Source organism: Psychrobacillus syltrankelensis (assembly GCF_055454035.1).
In genome coordinates this window covers 583,803-602,574 of the sequence record NZ_CM144227.1, presented here as the reverse complement: position 1 = coordinate 602,574, position 18,772 = coordinate 583,803, and the positions used below count along the sequence as shown (strand labels likewise).

Sequence of the window (18,772 nt, the reverse complement as noted above, 5' to 3'; positions counted from 1 at the left end):
ACATCCTTTTTATGTAGGAAAAAACTCCATAGGTTCTTTACAATGCATATATCCATTCTTTTTATAGTAATCAATGCTATCATCACTTGGCCAAACGATGATAAATTCATATTTCTCGCTTTCTACCCATTCGTTAATTGTTGTAATTAATTTACTACCAATTCCTTTATTCCTAAATTCCTTGACTGTATAGACATTAGTCATATATGCAAAAGGATAAGTTACCCTACCAGGACGCGGTACTTTTTGTATTAATTCTATGTAGATATGAGATACAATATTTGAGTTTTCCTCTGCAACCCAAATAAACCAGGTTTCACTATTAAGAGCCTTGTCTAAAAAGTCTTCACACTCTAATTTAAATGCTTTGAAATCACTCTCATTGAAAAGTTTACTTTGATTGTATTCCAATGTGAAATCCCATCTCATTTGAATTAACTGGTTAATATCTTTTCTTTCAGCGAGCCTAATATTCATTATTTCCCCCTCTTTTCTGTTATGCATAATGAATTTTCAAGAAATTCAATACGTCTCCAACAAATTTTTCCTTTTCCTCTAATTCCGGAAAATGAGCACTATCATTAAACAATATCCATTCACTGTTTGCTAGATTTCTATTAATAAGATTAGATATAGGTATCCCCGTATTTCGATCTTGAACTCCAGTAATAAGTAATGTTTTATGTGGAATATATTGAAGTCTTTCAAATAAAGATATATCTACAGGATTTCTCTTTAGTTCTTCTAACATCAGCCCTGTATTATGCAAATTACTTTTCATTGCCAATTCTCGGTACTTTCTAGCAATATCCTGATTTACAAATAATAATCGGTCAACGGTATCACTATCTACAATCTCCCATACTTTTTTATATTTATTTTCAATTGAAGTATTTTCACTAAGTATTTCTTCTATTTTATGTACTAAGGGAGTATCTGCAATTGATACGAAACCAGCTATTTGAAACATATATTGAGTATTTAAAGACATTAAACTTGGCCCAGATAGCACTATTTTATTAATATTAGTTGGAAGTGCATAACTAAATTCAAGCGCTAGTTCCCCACCAAAGGAGTAGCCTAATAAATCAACTTTATTAATATTCAACCACTGAAGAATTTTCTTAAAGTCATCAATTAATTCGTGAATAGAATAAGCATTATCCGAAATGGGTTTTTCACTTCTTCCACATCCACGCTGTTCATAATATACAACTGTTCTTTCTTTTGAAAGGTATGGGCCGACAGTTCTTTCGAATGTATATAGGTTTCCTCCTGGCCCACCATGAATAATGACTAATGGGATCGTATTATTTTCTTTCCCTTCAACTTTTATCCAGTGTTTGATTCCATTGATAACTACGTGGTATTCTCCATTTTTTAGTTTCATATGTTCTCCTTTTTATATTAACAGTCTGAAATGCTAAGTATTTGTGGCTATAGTGACAAATTACATAGTCCATCTTGCTTGAATAATAATAGTACTTTGCCAGTAACCGACAATATAAACTTCCGTAGTCCTTCTTTATTTGCCCTTTCCTTACTATACCAATATCATACTTACGTTTATAAATATAATAAGTTCCACTTTTCCAAAAATTCATTTCAAACCAACTGATCATTAGGAAAAACCATACGACTCTTATTAGATTATCTGTTGAATAAGTTTATAAATTATACAACAAAAGGATCAAAAAATTTTGATCCTTTTGTTAATCGTCTCTATCCTAATTTCTTTTCTCTGTATAAGTTGCCAACCATTCTTCTAAATTGTTTTTCTTTAGTGGATCTTGAACTATCTCCTTGAATTGTGTGGGGTCAATTAAATTAGATAGATTGTTGTTGAACCACTTTTCTACATTACTACGTGGAACTATAAATGACTTATTCGGAAATTGCATCTCAATTTGCTGTAAATTTTTAATGAGGACAAAAGCAGCAGTCGTATTATAAATGACCGACTGTTGTATCATACGTTCCGACACGCCTTCCATTGAACCGTATTTAATAATGAGTAAAAACTGATCGGAATCTATTTCAAACGTTCCAAGATGCTGTTTTAGTGGTAAGTTTCCAAATAGGTTAAAATCATTACTAGCATTCCCCATATAAAGATTTTGATATTTAATCACTTTTTCAAAATCATGCATTTCAGGATCGAGTTGCTTCAAGTTATCTTCTTCTCGAAGTTTTTCTTGACCTGGAAAATAAACCATTTGCATCCAGATGAAAGGAATAAAACCCACTACAAATAATCCTAATATCAATTTATTCTTCATATGTATCAACTATCCTTTTCAATTTATTCATTAGAAGAGGAATTATAATAGAGATAAGTGGAGATGCATACATCATACAAATTCCTGCAAATTCATAAGGTCCATTAATATTAATTGGACGCCAAAACCATATGTTACTAGCAAAAAGTAATGCAGTTACCATTCCCCATTTTACAACGATAAAGAAAGCCCAGATAATCCAAATAATTTTTTTCCCTGCCTGAATTTTGAAAAGATTGATGTTTACAATATGTTTTGGGAGAAACCCACGACTAAAATATAGAATCAAGTAAATTACACCTATAATAATAATGATAATGAAAAGTATCCAAGAAATACCTCTTATCGAACTGAATATACTTAAAGGAATGGTAAGAATCCATGCAATAATTGTGAAGATAAGCGTCCATTGCATCAATTCCATAACAATACTAGTGATCTGTACCGGTTTTATTCCATCGATTAGATCATCTAATTTCTCCATCTTACCTATACTAATTTGAAACGCTTCATCAAAAGAAATGTCTTTCTTTTGCAAGTCCTCTATTTCTGCTTCTAAATTTCCTATTACTTCTTCTTTTAATTCCCACGTTTCATCTGTTTTAGGATATTTGGCAAACATTTTATCAACATGTTTTCTAACATTCTTCATTTTTCTCACTCCTTTCTTGTACTAACCTATCAATTAATTCTTTCGCTCTATTCCACGCTAACAAATTTTTATTAAAGGAAGTGATACCTTCATCAGTTAGTGTATAATACTTTCTTCGACCCCCCTGAGACTGATCTCCCCAATACGCTTTTATAAAACCGGCTTTTTCGAGTCTTTTTAAACTACTATACAGAGTAGGTTCTTTTAAAATGTACTCTCCTGAGCTTCCTTCAGAAATGGCTTTCATAATTTCATATCCATAATTGTCTCCATTTTTTAAAACTCGCAAAATAATTGTGTCGATATTTCCACGTATCAAATCGGCACTTACTTCATTTTCAGACACAATCATCACCTCTAATTAGAATGTATAACATATTACTATGCGTGTCAATGTAATGTGTTTAAATTGGTAAAATTTAAAAACCAACTCACCAGAAGGCGAATTGGCTGATTGACTTATATTGGATTACTATACTTTGATTTATAAATTGAAGGTAGCATTTCTACTAATTTTTTAATCCCATTAATAATTTTTCGATAAAATTCAAACTCTGGATGAAAACATAAGTATCTAATGGAATAAGTAAGACAAAAAATGTCAAAACCAATAAGAAAACTTGTTTATATTTTAAATAGTAATACAAAGCTAATGAATGTAAAAAAATTGGAAATATAATTAGATTCATAAACCAAAATGATTTTACAAAATTTAACTCATGTTTCAATAAGGCAACTTTAAGTTCATTTTCTGTTGTGACCGCAATTTCAAATTGTTCTTTTTGAAAAAAGCTTTTTTTGATTAAAGTTATTTTTTCTTGATTTTCATTTTGAAGTGAGTAACCACCTGGATAAAATTCTAGAAAAAATGAAATTGCAGCTATAAATATTACTATTAACATTAAAATAGTAGTAAACAATCTTAGTTGCTTAATAGATAAACTTCTTTCCAACAATGTTTTCCCTCCTTCTAAAGATGACAAATGTCATTTTGTATGGTCAATAGACCTCTAAGTGTTTAGTACAATTATATAGATTACAGTCCCACTGATTTTCGTTATTTTTAAGAATGGTTATGGATGTATTTTCAATATATGTAGTTGGAAACAATTCTGGAAGCAATCGTTGTAAAGTTAGTCCAATTAAAGCTCCATGACTTATAACCAATATTCTCTTATCTTTATATGTAATTACTGCTTCTTCTAAAAATTCCAATCCTCTTTTTGCTACTTCTTCAAATTTTTCTATACCCAAATCTAAATCTCTCCAATGGATTCCCCACTTTTGAAGTCGTTCTTCTTCCGTTGTTCCTTCTATTTCACCGCAATTGATCTCACATATTCTCTGGTCGTAAATGCAAAGAGGCAAATTTAAATGATTTGCAATTATTTGTGCAGTTTCTTTTGCACGTGTTAAATCACTTGAGATAATGACATCCCATTTCTCTTCAATTGAAAGCTTATTAGCTAATGCTTGCGCTTGTTTTATACCAACTTTATTTAATGGAATATCAGAAATCCCTTGTGCTCTTTTTAGTTCATTCCATTCTGTAATTCCATGCCTTATTAAGCCGACTGTAGTCATGTTTAACACCTACTATCTTAGTTCTTTACTCGCATAAAAATCATTACTTTTTATCTTTAGAAGTTCTGTAACACGATCGTTTTGATTTACATAATTACAGTTTTTCAATTGCAGTTAAGGAGAATAGAATAAAACAACTAAGACAATCAGTAATCCATGAAAGTGTTGAATTTCTTTACCAATATTATACACCAATTCCAACTGAATTCTTATAAAAAGCACGTTAAATCCGACGAAAAAATTGTAAGAAAAAACCTATTCCAACTAACTATTCTATTTTTCCAACTAAATACTCCTATATTCCAACTAAACACTCTTATATTCCAACTTAACCTGCTAATTTTCCAACTAATATTTAGAACCACAAATTTTTGCGATTTTAACAAGGTACTTACCGATTTGAATAACTTTGCTTGCGATTCTAGCATCCTATTTTCGATTTGATCTCTTTATCTTGCGATTCGGTTGTTCTTCATATTAAATTAGCTTAACTTCAGCTTTTACAGGACTTATAGATTTCATTTATAGAAATGTTTATTTGAGGAAAAAGAAAAAGCACCCAATAGGATGCTAGAAGTTAAATTTTTTGTTTAATTCTATGAAGTTCAATATCGTGTAATTGGGATTTTTCCAATAAGTAAGCTGTTTTATTCTCTATTGTTGTAACTGTTTCTGTAGTATGAGCGGTTTGTTGCTCAAATTGGTAACCAATACCATCTAATTTACTTTCAATACTATCAAGTCGTGTATTTACCGATTCAAAACCTAATTTCATTTTGTTATTTGTTTCTTGTATTTCTATTTTCATTTCGTTCTTTGTTTCTTGTATTTCCATTTTCAGTTCTTGTTTTGTTTCTTTCAGTTCTTGTTTCATTCCAAACATATCTTGCTTCATTTCTTGCATACCTTGTTTCATTTCTTGCATTTCTTTTTTTATTTCAACTAACACTTCTAAAACTTGGTTGTCCACGGTCATCACTCCTTTCAACTATTGTAACATATTAACTTCTAATTTAATGAAAATCGCGCACAGCAGATTCCTTTTAAAATCCCGCTTTCTTCAAGAAATTGAGTACTAAATGGACATGTACTTCTCCAAACAGGTGAAGAATTCAATCATTTGAATCCACTGCTAATCTTATGAGATTTGAATAGAAATTCAAGTCAATACGCGCAATTTGTAATAGAGCTGATGGTCAAGCAGTAAATAGTGAATACCCTTCTTTACCACTGTCCTGGATAATCTTCTTTTAATTTTTTAAGCAGTTCATTTCGTATTGGTGCGTTAAAAATTTGCTGTTCTTCAAGCAGTCGTTTATAACCGGGAACAGGAAATCCAGAATTTATTAAACGAAGCGCTTCTGCAAAATTCACAGCTCTTTCAATGTTGTATACCGGAGCTTTCTTCGCATTTAGTTCGACAATTTCTGCATATTCCAGTGCTTTTTCAGAGTCAAATAAAAGATAAATCTCAGCCAACTGCATGATATTAGCTAAGTAACTTATATTTCCTTTATCTTGTATTTCATTATTTAATAAATTTATTGCTTTTTCATACAGTCCTTGTTCCAAATAAATTTCTACTAAAAGGGAATTTGCATAATCAATATCTTCTTTAAAACCTTCGTTTTTTATTTCAGTTAATAATTTTTCTGCTTCATTATATCGATGATCCAAAATAGCATTTGAAACTAGAGCAAATTTTTCGCTAATCTCTTCCTCTTTCAATTGAAGACCATTTAAAAAGGTTTGCTTAAACTCTTTTAGATTCTTACCAGTAATTTGTTCAAGATTGTTATAAAAATCGTCTACTGTTTTTGAAAGTAGAAGTTTTGGAATTATCGATGTCCCATAATCATTTACTAATGCTTTCACTGCAAAATAGCTCTGAAGATATGGATTATAATTTTCTCTTGCTGCATGATAACTTTCACTCGAGTCTAGTAAATGAAAATCGGCAATATCTTTTAATTCGGTTACACTACTTATTCGTCTATTCTGATAACCTATTAATACACAAACGCCTTCATTAAACCATACAGGTACTTGTTCTGAATTTTGAGCAAGATGGTTCATCTTAGAAAACTGTTGAATTCTGTAATGTGTATATTCATGTAGTAGAATTTGTTTCCAATTATCATTATAATCTTTATCAATTTTTAGTACATTAATAGACTTGTTAGTATAATCATAATAACCTGCAACATCATTAAAGTGGGAGTTTGCTTGTAATCTAGTAGGATCATTATAAATTTCTATAATTAAACGGTCTTTAAGTTCGCTTCCAAAAAGTGCATCCATAGATGATTTCTTTTCTAAAAACAAAGCTTCGAACTCATCAACTGTATCTCTATTTTCCGGATGAAACATATATGTAATTCCTTGTCTTTTCTCCTTTACAACATCTTTTTGACTAGATTGATACGTAAATAAGTTTAATACGAGATGTTTTTTTTCACTAAAGGTTGGATTTTCTAAAGTGTCTTCCATCGCAGTATTTGTAATTGTAAATAGAAAAATAAACAAAGTTAAGAAAAGGTTACTTAATAGTAAGCCTCCCACTTCAATTCTATTATAGAGCTTCCATTTTAATATCTTACCTGACACCAGTCCAAAAATACTTACCAAAAAAATAATACCGTTCAGAACAAGCAAAACAATCCCTACTATAATACCTGTTTTCATGGGTTGATTAAATAGTACTAAGAAGCTTGTAATAGATAATATGATAAAAAGAATTAATATACCAAATAATTTCAAAAAAGTTTTCATTTTAACTCCAATTCCAGCCTCCTTCATTATTTAGTAAGGAATGATTTAGCCATATAGTAAGCACTTACAGAAAATAGTTGATTGATCTCCCCATTAGTAATCATCGGTTCCATTTCATTTAAGTCAACCAAATGTACATCAATAAACTCAGTAGGATCTAATTCTTGTTCAAATGCCTTATAGGCTTCGAATAGTAGAAATGTTATTACTTTATTCGTTTGTGTTGCTGGATTAATATAAAATTTCCCTAATAATACAGGTTTTCTCTCCGTAATATATCCTGTTTCTTCCCTTACCTCTCTCAAAATAGCTTCTTCATATGCTTCATTTTCCTCAAGCTTACCTGCTGGAATTTCTAAAAAGAAGTCTTGTGCTGCATATCTATACTGTTTAACGAGTACAATCTGTTTCTCTTTTGTGAGAACAATTGCATTCACCCAGTCTGCGTATTCGTTGACATAATAGCTCTCTATTTTTTGTCCATCAGGAAGCTCGCAATCATCTTTCCTTAAATTCCCGAATGGAGTTTTGTATACGTAACTTGAATTTAGTGTTTTCCAACTGTTCATTAAATTTTCCTCTTTTAGCTTCATTTTCATATAAGCTCTCTCCCACATTCCGAACAATACTTTGCAGTTCGTTCGGCTTGATGGCCACAATTGGAACAGTAGTGACCGGAATCAGAAAGGCCCTCTTTTAATCCTTGCCCTACAACCCTCATTTTATCTCTTAAAAGATCTTCGTCTAATTTTGTTATTTTACTCCGATAAGCAATTGCTGTTAGGATAAAACCAACAAATATTACAGGCATGGCTACAAAACCTAACCAGAAATAATCAGGTCCTTCCCATGAGTTCGAAGTAAAAAAATCGTATAAAGAAAAGCCCACCCCTGCTATACCAATAAAAAAAATAAACGGACCAATAAATTTCATTCTATTTCCTCCAAGTTAACATTATAAAAAAACTTTTTAAAAAAATTCATACAATCCCCTGTCGAAGTAATCAAATTCCTCTTCCGTGATAGTTTCTCCTTCATACCCCTTATAAAAAGCTAGTAACAGCGCTTCATTGTTTATGATTGAACGAGTAGCTAATGCAATATCATACCGAGGATCCCCATATATTGAACCAGCTAAATCAATAAACGTGCGTACTCTTCCGTTTGAAACAAGAACGTTATCTATGGTGCAATCACCATGGATTAACGTTTGTTTGAATGGGACAGGTTTATGCCTTTTTAATTTATCCAGTAATGGTTGATCCCCATCTACCTCGTAGTTTTGTAAATTATATGTAGCTTTTTCCAATTGTTCATCAAGCCAAGAATCTTTTGTAACACACGATGTTGGTGGTATTGTTTCATGCAATTGCTTTAAAAGAGCGCCGAAACTTTCGAGAAGTGCATATTTTTCTTCATCTGATTCTGCTTTCAGAAGTGCTTCCCTTAGTGGAGTTCCTTTTTCTAGACTCATTAGTAAATAACTCTCTTGATTTTTTCCAACAAATTGATAGAAAGTTGGAATAGGTAAGTTTGTTTCTTCATTCCAATGTTTCATTACCTTTGCTTCCTCTAAAAGCCAGTCTTTATACGGTGATTTCTTCGCAATTTTACAAACAAACAACCCATTCGCCGTTTGTAAAAATGTTACTTCTGACGTAGCACCTTGTCTTTTAGGGAATGAAAAAGTATCCACTTTGCCTATAATTGTTTCAAAATGTTCGAGAATAGCTGGGTGAATTGAATTGTTCATAAATAAGCTCCTTTTATGTACTTCTTATTTCGCTTTTTACACAATAAATTGGGTAAATACATGAAAAGTAACTGATTACCCTCGTATTACAATTGCGATCATGAATGACAAAAATCAATGAAAACAGGCAATTGCTCTTGTTATGCCTCTCCCTATATCGGCCCACCGAAGATTTGGAATAAAACCGGAGATAGTAATACCCAAAATTATGTAAACAACTTAAACTAATACTTTTCTCAAGGCTATACAATTCAAGAAGTTGAACCTTATAACAATCCGACTAATTAATATTGATTGCTCATTAAACTAATTTTTCTTCAGAAACACCATCGATGGCATACCTAATAAAATAAATAAAGGACAAATAAAACGGATAAATAATGAGCTGACCAATAATAATAAGTCCAGATGCTGGTGCAGGGTCATCTCCTCTATACGTTATCGGGAATAGTTTTGCAAAAATAAAGACAAAGATAATTAAATATGGAAGCCAAAGAATGGATGACCAATACCTTGACTTTTTACCGTGCATCCACTTTTTATCGAACATATAAACAAGAAATGTTAATAATATAAATCCAATAATATGTAACACTCCAGTTATAAGACTTATTGTATTAGCTTCCCATCCACTTAATCGCAACATTCGATAAAAGTTAAGTTGAAGTTCAAAAGAAACGAATAAAAAAAACGCATATATAGCACTAATAATATTTAACTTCCAAAGATAATTAATTGGTAAGACCCCTATTCATTCAAAAATTATTTTTTCACAATGGAAATTTGGGTTGTGTCTAATCCTAATCTTTCTGCCAACTCATCTGTAATTGAAAAGGAAATAGTTGTACCGCTTTTAACTTCAAAATACTGATAATGTATCGCAGTTACAACTGTCCCATCCGTCCAATATGTTTCCATTGGGGTTGGCTTGAAATCTAGTATATGTTTTTCATATCTTCCACTAATTGCGCCTTTACTAAAAATTTCACCTGGTAAAGCATTAAATGTAGATTGTGTTTGGGATAAAGAAATCTCAATAGTATTTTCTTGTATTTCCATTGTTCCTTCCTTTGGCACCTGTTGATTGTTTACTTCCAACCTGTAATCCCATTGTTTTTTCGCTAATTCAAGTAATTCTTTATCACTTAAATAATGCAATGCGTCTTGACTGAATTGTTGAAAGTAATCAATTTGTTCTCTCGCAATTCTTAGATCTAATTGAGAAGAATCCAAGTTAATTAACAGTTCTTCATTTTGTTTTTTTAATTCAATTATTTGGGCTTCTTGCTCTTTTATGATTAATTGATTTTCGTTTAGGGTTTCATTATTACCATTCACATTAGTATTCTCACAGCCGAATAATATAATCGCTACCCCTATCATATTCATTAGTATAACTTTTTTCTTCAAGATTAATCCTCCTTCGTATTCAACTTGTTATACGCTTTCCGATAAATGCGATATGTATAGGCACTCCACTCTTCGTTTAATTCTTTCCAAGGAATAATTTCCCAAGGATTAAGAAAAGCGCCAGCGTCCTTTAAGTGCATCCTGGCTTCACTAATTCCTGAGTTATCTGGACGAAACATTAGCTGTCACTTCACAATCCATTTTCTCGATAATCTTGTGGCGGATGTTTGTCCGTCGCCCTTTTGGAATATGTAAAGACATGATGCATTTGTTTTGGATTATTAGAGAAGAAATACTTCCCTACTCTTTTAAAAGCTTCCGAAGATACTATTTCGGAAGATCTTCACTTCTTTATGGGTAGACACTACCTATTTTTCTCTACTTCCGCTTGCCATATGGATAAGCAAAGTGCCAGTTCATTATTTCGACAAAGCAATTTGTCTTTAAGTTGCACTGTTGATTGAAGTGGAAGGCGGCGACTCCTAGGGGATTAGCAAGCAAATCAAGACCCTGGACTGAGCGAAGCGAAGGAAGCGGCTTGATGCTTGCCCCCTGGAAAGCGTCCGCCTGCAGCGGAAATCAACCTGTTCATGGCATAAAAATTTATATTATTCTTTGAAAAAGGTTTGACCGTTTTTATTGAAATATAAATGATCTCCAAGATGATGGCTGCATATTGAACTACTAAATTAAATCGCGGTTTATATTACTATCGATTACTAGTTATGCATTTATCTAACAAAAAGTCGCTTTACTTTATAGAAAACTCCTAAATTTAGATTTTTGAGAGCTTTTGCGAAGTAAAATAAGCCAATGAAGCTATGAATAGTATTCCAACTAAATGAAATGTCGAGCTCTGTCCCAAAACAGTAGTTGGATCTGAAATCGTCTTTCGCAAAAAATCTGGAGTATATAATATTGTTTGTAGCCATCCCGATAAAATTTGGAACACCAATAAAAACAAAGTAAAACTTAACATGAATACAACATATTTTTTCATTATTACACCCCTTTTACTAACTACTACGAAAAAACTTTGGGATTGGTTTCAATTTTCGAATTTTTCACAAGAAGCTAGTTAAAGATTTTATTATTACTCCAACTAACTTAAATCATTTATCTAACATAGTTTTCCTTTCAAAATTAAGTTAAGATTGATCAATTAGGATCACACTTACGCAGAATTCATAGCTATCATATGTTGTCTACAAATAAAAAATTTGTATAATAAACACGATAATGACAGGAACCATGCATAATGTTCCATAATTAATACACTTATCTTTACATTTTCAATAAGTACAACTCTCTGGAATAGTATCTCCTTACTTATTAATATTCCTCTTTTCTACTAATTACCTTTTATTTTTTAGTGATTTACTAAAAATTTATATTTGCGTTTTTCTATATTCGACTTATATCCCACTATTATGTGACAAAATTGTGAACTTTCTAAATTCCTCCGTAATATGACAAGTTTTGCATTTTTAATATATTAAAATAAAAAAAGTTGCTTCCCTACCTTCTAGATAATCTCCTCAAGAATTGAAGCTAAATATATTGTATGGAGGAAGTTTTTGTGAAAAGTTTGTTGGATGAAAAAGCATTGTTAACACAAATTAGTATTAAGAGAAAAGATATGTATAGGAAGGCTAAGAATTTTGGGCTAACCCATCCTATTGTTGTTTCATGTAGTCAAGAGCTGGATGTTCTACTAAATAATTATCAAAAAAAAGTATCTTAATAGTAATTGGATAAAATAAAACCGATCAGTAATCTCAACTTGAGTACGATCGGTTTTATTGTTTTAGATGAAAAAATTCATTTCTAATATCTGCCCATCTATAGATCAATAGGTTTAATTCAATACCAGCAATATTGATTTTTTTCGATTTAAATAGTTGGGCACCAAGAGCTTCGTAGAAAAATTTAGAATCATTATCTTCCAAAACTTCAACAAAAATTGTTTTATAACCTAGTCTATTAAATGTTTCAAATAGTTTATTCACAAGCTTTTTTCCTACTCCCATTTTTTGATAATCCTCAAGTAAATAGATGGAAGTTAAATCACCAGAGCATTTGAGTTTATTCGTATATCTTTTTTCTCCATCAGCAAATCCAGCTATCTTACCCTCACTATTTTCTGCAACAAATACATAATGATTATTATCTGTTATATTCTTTATCCAAGATTCTGTCTTATGCTTGTAAGACAATTTATCCAGAAATTCACTTGGCAAACAATTTTTATAGGTAGTTCTCCAACAATCAACTTGCACTTTTGAAATACCTATAGCATCATCCAAAGTGGCAGCTCTAATTTTCAAAATAATCTCCCCCTACTAATCGTTTATTAAGATTAAATGGTTGTGTCACAGAATTTGTATTCAGAGTAGTGATATTATCAAGTGAATTAACTCGTTATGTAAAAATCATAAAAGCCTGTTTCAAAAAATGATTAAATGATTTCTTTTTGTTTTCCGTATTCTAAAAGAGCAATATACGGATCGCCTTCTAAACCTAAAAGCTTGCAAAAAGCAGGCTCGGTTTTAACCCCTTGTCTTTTTAACCTAATTACTTCTTCTTTGAAATTTGGGAAATGTCTTAATACTGAATTTTCAATTACCATATGATGATAAGCAAATTGTTCTTTTACTGGTTGATGTTGACCAAATAGTTCAAATTCAAACCCGGCATATTTAAAATTAACTTTAATTACTGATACATTTCGAATTGAAATTTTTTTTAATGTGAATTCTTTTTGCTTTTCATACATAGTAGTTACTTTTTTCTCAAATGATGAGAACTCTGAAACATTCATTATAATATCTAAGTCGGAACTAACTATATCAATCCCAATTGGGAAAGTACCACAAAGTATGGGAGTATATTCTGAAAGGTTTTGCATGATTCCCAATTTCTTGATGGCGGAATAAGCATCTTTTTGTTTTTTGTTTCCGAATCGTAAGTAATCTATTGTTTCAAACATATACACCTTTCCTTCCTTTAAGAATAGCATTCGCATCGCTTGTAATGGCTCATCTTTCTAACATCCTGCTTGAGGCGCCGTCTCTCTTTCCAATAAATAAGTTAAGCATTGTACTTATTCATTTAATGCTATGTATGAAATTAACTCAATTAATAACTTTTGATAGTTCATCATCAATGATATCTTTTATTTCATCATTTCCAATTACTCCAGAATGAAATGTGTTCGAATCGGCCCAATAAAGCATTCTAAAAGTAATCCCATTGTTCAATTCAAATTCTAAAAAAACACGTGTGCCTTCCAACTTTCCTTCATTAATTAAACCTTCAACATCTTCTAATTGTAATTCATACCAGCTGTTTATGAATTTGTCTTTTGAATATTGGGAGATTGTATGTATTCTGCTACCATCCTCCAAACTTTCAAAATAAATGTTTTTCACCAATGAATCTAAAGGTAATAGTTCACTAGCCTTTTTTGCGTATTTATTTTGACTGACTACAAAGGGCTGATTATCTGCCAATACTACAAAAGATGGAGGATACCCTTTAATTTCAAAAATGGGTGTACCTTCTTCTAAAAATGTGGCGTCACCATTTTTCATCCGATGATTACTACAAGCACTACCTGCCATCCTATAAGTTACTTTACCAATTTCATTTCCTTCTTCCATCACTAATGGAATAGGTTCATCTGCTGGGTTAGGAAAGTAATTGTTTTCAAACTTAATATCATTCATCATAACTGCATTTATCCATTCAATTTCACCATCAGGACAACCAATGTTCTTAATGTAATTACCGGTATTGTATGAACAACCGCTTAAAAGGAATAAGATCAATATAATCTTCACTAAATCTTTCATGATATTCGAGACCCTCCTACTTTTCGTTGCTGCCCTTTTCTTGCATTAAACAATTCTCAATTAATAACACTTCGACACATGTAAGAAAGTTCCTTTAAATTCAATCATTAATAAAAGAATTAACGCTATTATTAAACTTATAAAGTTGCAATGATTGCAGAAAAATACATGGAAAATAAATTAATTTTACTAATTACAAAGTGGAGGAAATTACTTCCATAATTATAGTGAATCTACATTTATATTTCCTCTGATATAACAAATAATTTAATTTCTCTATCGATTGTTATCATACTGGAATAGACCAAGGAATATTATTGTTATAGCTAATGGAGGTGGAGTATATATTGAACAAAATTGGAATGATAATTCGAATGCTACTTTTCAGAAATATATTGAAGTGAATTTACAATTCTACTTAATGGAAATCAAGCTGTTGCTAAATGAAAGATTATTTAGATAGTAAGATCCTTTCCTATAAAAATAAACTGGACAAGTTTAAAACAAAAAATATATCAATCAAATAGTACTTGGAGGTTTTAAATCGTTAGCTACTAGTTTTTCTCATCGTTTCCTAGCTAATTTTCTTCCATTACAATTTGATTTATTCCAGTTTTCCAAGAATCTTCAACATCTGAGAGTTTCTTTAACTAGCATGATAATCTAATAATTTCACACTGGAAGGGGAATCGAATGTTAGAATATCATCAAAAATCATCACTTGAAGTCATGAAGAAGCTTAGCGTGACAGCTCAAGGTTTGAATGATTATGACGTCGAAAAGAGACAAGAAGTATACGGTTACAATAAATTGGTCGAAGGAAAAAGAACAAGTACACTAGCAGTGTTCTTTGGGCAGTTTAAAGATTTATTAGTCATTATTTTAATGATTGCTGCTTTCATTTCATTTCTATTAGGTGAAGTAGAAAGTACCATTGTAATTATGATTGTCGTTATTATTAATGCAATACTAGGCACTGTTCAGCATGTGAAGGCAGAACAATCTTTAGACAATCTAAAAGCTTTGAGTTCTCCAATTGCAAAAGTGATGAGAAATAATCAGCTAATGAAAATTTCATCAAAAGATATTGTAGTTGGGGATCTTCTGTATTTGGACGCTGGTGATTATGTAAATGCCGATGGAAGATTATTAGAAAGCCATAATCTCCATATTAATGAAAGCTCGTTGACTGGTGAATCATTAGCAGTAGGAAAAAGTACCGAGCCTATCGATGTAGATCAAGTAACTATTGGTGATAAGAAAAATATGGTTTTTACTGGAAGCTTCGTAACTAATGGACGGGGTATTGTAATTGTTACTTCTATTGGGATGGAAACAGAAATAGGAAAAATCGCAACTTTACTTGATACTGCGAAAGAAAAGAAAACTCCTTTACAGGTAAGTCTAGATCACTTCGGGGAAAATTTAGCGTTAGGTATTACGATGATTTGTTTAGCTATTTTCACTATTGATCTTTTTCGAGGACGAGAGTTAGTAGAATCTTTTATGTTTGCTGTTTCACTAGCAGTTGCAGCAATTCCAGAAGCATTGAGTTCAATTGTCACAATAGTGCTAGCTTTTGGTACACAAAAAATGGCGAAAGAAAATGCCATTATACGTAAGCTCTATACTGTAGAAAGTCTAGGAAGTGTCTCTGTTATTTGTTCAGATAAAACGGGAACATTAACTGAAAATAAAATGACTGTTCAACAAGTATATGTGGATCAAAAAGTAATTTCACATGATCAACTAAATATTAGAAATACAATTGAGAAAAATCATATCTTAATGGCACTATTATGTAATGACGCCGTGGAAAAAGATAATAAGGAGATCGGTGACGCTACTGAAATTGCTCTCGTCAAATTAGGAAAGCAGTATGATCTTGATGAAATAACGGTAAGATATCACAATCCTAGAGTAACGGAAATTCCATTTGATTCAGACAGAAAGCTAATGAGTACATTAAACCATATCAATGGACAATCTATTATGATTACTAAGGGAGCATTAGATGTTCTACTAACTAAAATTGTGAAAATCGAAACTTCCCAAGGTATCCTTAATATTACAGAAGAACATCGTAAAAAGATTGAAGAAGTAAACCGAGACTTTTCTATGAATGGTTTAAGAGTACTAGCAATTTCGTACAAAGAGATAAAGGACAAACAAACAATCGATGTAAAAGATGAGCGAGATTTAATCTTTGTAGGATTAATGGCGATGATGGATCCACCTAGGAAAGAGTCAAAAGCTGCTGTAGAAAGCTGTATAAATGCTGGCATTAAGCCAGTTATGATTACAGGAGATCATAAAATAACTGCAACCGCAATTGCCAAGCAAATTGGAATTTTAAAAGATCCATCAGAAGCTATTGAAGGAAAAGAAATTGAAGGATTAACTGATAAAGAATTACAAGAAAAGGTTCAAGATTTCTCTGTCTACGCCAGAGTAACACCAGAGCATAAAATTCGAATTGTGAAAGCTTGGCAAGAAAAAGGAAATGTCGTTGCGATGACTGGAGATGGTGTCAATGATGGACCTGCTCTAAAACAAGCAGATATCGGTATAGCAATGGGGATAACCGGTACCGAGGTAGCGAAAGATGCATCCTCTATGATCTTAACAGATGATAATTTTTCAACGATTGTAAAAGCTATTGCGAATGGAAGAAGCATTTATACGAATATAAAAAACGCCATTCTATTCTTGTTATCAGGGAATGCAGGTGCTATTTTTGTTGTTTTATATGCAACGGTACTAGGTTTACCAGTTCCTTTTGCACCAGTGCATCTATTATTTATTAACCTACTTACCGATAGCTTGCCAGCAATCGCAATCGGTTTAGAGCCTCATAATAAAAAAACAATGAAGGACAAGCCTAGAAAAATTAACACTCATTTATTAAATAAAAAATTTACTATTCAAGTGATGCTCGAAGGGTTATTGATAGCTATATCTACTATCATTGCATTTCAGATGGGATTGTCTACAGGAGATAGTCTGACAGCCAGCACAATGGCATTTGCAACATTATGTTTATCAAGATTAATACATGGCTTCAACTCTAGATCTAGAGAATCAATCTTCACAATAGGTGTATTTTCAAATAAATATACATGGCTAGCATTTTTAATAGGATTTTTATGTTTACATTTAGTATTATTTATACCAAAGCTTACTGGTGTGTTTGAAGTCGCGGCTTTGAGTAGAGTACAATTAGGCTATATTTACTGCTTGTCCTTTATGCCATTTTTAGTTAATCAGTGGTATAAAGTGTTGTTCGTAAGAAGTAAAAAATAGTTTGTGGACCCTGTGTCAGACACTATTCTGAAACAGGGTAACAAACTTAATGATTGTTTAAAATTATTCCTATAGATGCATAAATAATAACCGTGCCGAAAATGAACATCATATGAAATAGTGAGTAAGCAAACATGCGATTCGCCCACTTCTTCCCTTCCTTCTTATGGTATCCCATAATACTCATCCAAAGCCAAATTGCCCCTAAAATAATTGAAACAAATGTAAGTCCTAAGCTAAGTGGTAAAAATAAGAAGCTTGTTAAAATTAATAAAACTAAGTAAATGTTAGTTTGAATATAAGTACGACGTTCTCCTTTTACCACAGGAAGCATTGGAATATTTGCTGCGGCATAATCATCCTTTTTACGTATAGCTATTGCATAAAAGTGTGGCATTTGCCAAATCATGACGATAATGAATAATGCCCACGCTGCTGGATGCCAAATGTCGGGTGCTACTGCTGCCCAACCAATAAGTGGGGGCATGGCACCTGAAATACTACCAACTTCTGTGTTCCAAATTGTACGACGTTTTGTCCAAATAGTATATGGTACTACATAGAAAAATACTCCGAGAAAACCTAAGAACGACGCAAGTGGGGTCGTTAATGCAAGTAATCCAGTTCCAATAATAAGTAGAGAGATTCCAACGACTAAAACTAGTTTTGGAGATAAATCACCTGTTACAGTGGGACGATTTTTCGTACGTTGCATCACAATATCAATGTCACGATCATACAAATTATTAAACGATCCTGCTGCTGCAATTACTGCGGCTGTTCCTAAAATTGCAAAGACAACATTTAAAATATTGTCACGAAAACTTAACTCATACGTGTATATAGCGAGCATGAGACCTGCTACCATTGGAATTAAATTAGATTTAATAATCCCAGTTTTTAGTGCTAGTGCCCATAAGTTCAAATAAGATAGCTTTTGCATAGTGTTTAGATAACACTCCTTCATTTCCTGAACGCATTTCGAATTTCTCGATATTATTACTCTTCTAAATATAACAGAATTATGGACTATTCGCCTTCTTTACTAGGTGACAATCTGTTGACATATCAGACCATATTATTGTTCTGTACTATTCATAATTTAGACAATATTCTTAGTCCTTATTTGGTTTTAAATCCTGGCAAATTACGAGCTCTTTAAGAA

Annotated in this window: 22 protein-coding genes; 2 read left to right on the top strand and 20 right to left on the bottom strand. The window is 31.9% G+C overall.

The features are described 5' to 3' along the window. Positions 1-9: 9 nt before the first annotated feature. The 16 genes from ACTSKG_RS03070 to ACTSKG_RS02995 form a co-directional block, all read right to left on the bottom strand. Positions 10-477, bottom strand: coding sequence for a GNAT family N-acetyltransferase (locus tag ACTSKG_RS03070; RefSeq protein ID WP_464756682.1), 468 nt, complete (start codon positions 475-477; stop codon positions 10-12). A 19-nt stretch (positions 478-496) separates the two neighbouring features. After that, the gene (locus ACTSKG_RS03065) at positions 497-1,390 is read right to left on the bottom strand and encodes an alpha/beta fold hydrolase (protein ID WP_464756681.1); all 894 of its coding nucleotides are present in this window, start codon (positions 1,388-1,390) and stop codon (positions 497-499) included. A 337-nt stretch (positions 1,391-1,727) separates the two neighbouring features. Continuing rightward, complete coding sequence (locus ACTSKG_RS03060; RefSeq protein ID WP_464756680.1) at positions 1,728-2,279, bottom strand: DUF4825 domain-containing protein; 552 nt, start codon at positions 2,277-2,279, stop codon at positions 1,728-1,730. After that, complete coding sequence (locus ACTSKG_RS03055; RefSeq protein WP_464756679.1) at positions 2,269-2,931, bottom strand: hypothetical protein; 663 nt, start codon at positions 2,929-2,931, stop codon at positions 2,269-2,271. The genes ACTSKG_RS03060 and ACTSKG_RS03055 overlap by 11 nt, the downstream gene beginning before the upstream one ends. Then, positions 2,918-3,277, bottom strand: a complete 360-nt coding sequence (locus ACTSKG_RS03050; RefSeq protein ID WP_464756678.1) for a PadR family transcriptional regulator — start codon at positions 3,275-3,277, stop codon at positions 2,918-2,920. Before ACTSKG_RS03050 ends, ACTSKG_RS03055 begins: the two co-directional genes overlap by 14 nt. A 163-nt stretch (positions 3,278-3,440) precedes the next feature. After that, positions 3,441-3,887: a hypothetical protein gene (locus ACTSKG_RS03045; protein WP_464756677.1), complete on the bottom strand. Its 447-nt coding sequence runs from the start codon at positions 3,885-3,887 to the stop codon at positions 3,441-3,443. Positions 3,888-3,930: 43 nt separating this feature from the next. Next, the gene (locus ACTSKG_RS03040; RefSeq protein WP_464756676.1) at positions 3,931-4,515 is read right to left on the bottom strand and encodes a histidine phosphatase family protein; all 585 of its coding nucleotides are present in this window, start codon (positions 4,513-4,515) and stop codon (positions 3,931-3,933) included. A gap of 577 nt (positions 4,516-5,092) precedes the next feature. Continuing rightward, positions 5,093-5,485: a hypothetical protein gene (locus ACTSKG_RS03035; RefSeq protein WP_464756675.1), complete on the bottom strand. Its 393-nt coding sequence runs from the start codon at positions 5,483-5,485 to the stop codon at positions 5,093-5,095. 254 nt (positions 5,486-5,739) lie between these two features. After that, entirely contained in the window at positions 5,740-7,287 is a 1,548-nt protein-coding gene (locus tag ACTSKG_RS03030; protein WP_464756674.1) for a peptidase MA family metallohydrolase, read from the bottom strand. Positions 7,288-7,313: 26 nt separating this feature from the next. After that, a complete protein-coding gene (locus ACTSKG_RS03025) occupies positions 7,314-7,886 on the bottom strand; it encodes an NUDIX hydrolase (protein WP_464756673.1) in 573 nt (190 codons plus the stop codon). Continuing rightward, positions 7,883-8,221, bottom strand: coding sequence for a zinc ribbon domain-containing protein (locus tag ACTSKG_RS03020; RefSeq protein WP_464756672.1), 339 nt, complete (start codon positions 8,219-8,221; stop codon positions 7,883-7,885). The genes ACTSKG_RS03025 and ACTSKG_RS03020 overlap by 4 nt, the downstream gene beginning before the upstream one ends. 36 nt (positions 8,222-8,257) lie before the next feature. Next, complete coding sequence (locus ACTSKG_RS03015) at positions 8,258-9,040, bottom strand: aminoglycoside phosphotransferase family protein (protein WP_464756671.1); 783 nt, start codon at positions 9,038-9,040, stop codon at positions 8,258-8,260. 301 nt (positions 9,041-9,341) lie between these two features. Beyond that, positions 9,342-9,635, bottom strand: coding sequence for a hypothetical protein (locus ACTSKG_RS03010; RefSeq protein ID WP_464756670.1), 294 nt, complete (start codon positions 9,633-9,635; stop codon positions 9,342-9,344). A 167-nt stretch (positions 9,636-9,802) separates the two neighbouring features. Beyond that, entirely contained in the window at positions 9,803-10,450 is a 648-nt protein-coding gene (locus ACTSKG_RS03005) for a hypothetical protein (RefSeq protein ID WP_464756669.1), read from the bottom strand. Positions 10,451-10,452: 2 nt separating this feature from the next. Beyond that, the gene (locus tag ACTSKG_RS03000; RefSeq protein WP_464756668.1) at positions 10,453-10,629 is read right to left on the bottom strand and encodes a hypothetical protein; all 177 of its coding nucleotides are present in this window, start codon (positions 10,627-10,629) and stop codon (positions 10,453-10,455) included. 596 nt (positions 10,630-11,225) lie between these two features. Then, positions 11,226-11,450, bottom strand: a complete 225-nt coding sequence (locus ACTSKG_RS02995; RefSeq protein ID WP_464756667.1) for a hypothetical protein — start codon at positions 11,448-11,450, stop codon at positions 11,226-11,228. Positions 11,451-12,029: 579 nt separating this feature from the next. On the opposite strand from ACTSKG_RS02995, the gene ACTSKG_RS02990 reads away from it, so the two are divergent. Then, positions 12,030-12,194 carry an aspartyl-phosphate phosphatase Spo0E family protein gene (locus ACTSKG_RS02990; protein ID WP_464756666.1) on the top strand — a complete coding sequence of 55 codons (165 nt, stop codon included), beginning with the start codon at positions 12,030-12,032 and terminating at the stop codon, positions 12,192-12,194. A gap of 55 nt (positions 12,195-12,249) precedes the next feature. On the opposite strand, the gene ACTSKG_RS02985 is transcribed toward ACTSKG_RS02990, so the two are convergent. From ACTSKG_RS02985 to ACTSKG_RS02975, 3 genes are all read right to left on the bottom strand, one after another. Next, positions 12,250-12,777 (bottom strand): N-acetyltransferase family protein, encoded by a 528-nt coding sequence (locus tag ACTSKG_RS02985; protein ID WP_464756665.1) that lies wholly within the window; start codon positions 12,775-12,777, stop codon positions 12,250-12,252. Positions 12,778-12,908: 131 nt separating this feature from the next. Next, positions 12,909-13,439: a DUF4269 domain-containing protein gene (locus tag ACTSKG_RS02980; RefSeq protein ID WP_464756664.1), complete on the bottom strand. Its 531-nt coding sequence runs from the start codon at positions 13,437-13,439 to the stop codon at positions 12,909-12,911. A 145-nt stretch (positions 13,440-13,584) separates the two neighbouring features. Next, on the bottom strand, positions 13,585-14,304 hold the full coding sequence (locus tag ACTSKG_RS02975; protein WP_464756663.1) for a hypothetical protein: 720 nt from the start codon (positions 14,302-14,304) through the stop codon (positions 13,585-13,587). A gap of 693 nt (positions 14,305-14,997) precedes the next feature. Between ACTSKG_RS02975 and ACTSKG_RS02970 the strand changes: the two genes are divergently transcribed. Further along, positions 14,998-17,607, top strand: coding sequence for a cation-translocating P-type ATPase (locus tag ACTSKG_RS02970; protein ID WP_464756662.1), 2,610 nt, complete (start codon positions 14,998-15,000; stop codon positions 17,605-17,607). Between the two features lie 46 nt (positions 17,608-17,653). Here the strand turns inward: ACTSKG_RS02970 and cyoE are convergent, their stop codons facing one another. Then, on the bottom strand, positions 17,654-18,550 hold the full coding sequence (cyoE, locus tag ACTSKG_RS02965) for a heme o synthase (RefSeq protein WP_464756661.1): 897 nt from the start codon (positions 18,548-18,550) through the stop codon (positions 17,654-17,656). Positions 18,551-18,772 lie beyond the last annotated feature (222 nt).